This window comes from Bacillus cereus group sp. BfR-BA-01524 (assembly GCF_022662595.1).
Lineage (GTDB): Bacteria > Bacillota > Bacilli > Bacillales > Bacillaceae_G > Bacillus_A > Bacillus_A thuringiensis_S.
Genome location: NZ_JAKUDW010000498.1, coordinates 1 through 213 on the forward strand (window position 1 = coordinate 1; position 213 = coordinate 213).

Below are 213 nucleotides of genomic sequence, written 5' to 3' on the forward strand. Positions count from 1 at the left end.
GAACCAGAAGTGAAACCGGAAGATCCGAAAGACCCGAAGGAACCAGAAGTGAAACCAGAGGATCCGAAAGACCCGAAGGAACCAGAAGTGAAACCAGAGGATCCGAAAGACCCGAAGGAACCAGAAGTGAAACCGGAAGACCCGGAAGTAAAACTTGAAAAGTTAATTAAAGAACCGCAAGTAAAAGTAGAAAAAGAATTACCGAAAACAGGG

Annotated in this window: 1 pseudogene; it reads left to right on the forward strand. The window is 45.1% G+C overall.

Annotated elements, in window-relative coordinates:
- Positions 1-213 (forward strand): annotated as a pseudogene (locus tag MR170_RS32070) (LPXTG cell wall anchor domain-containing protein); the annotation flags it as partial.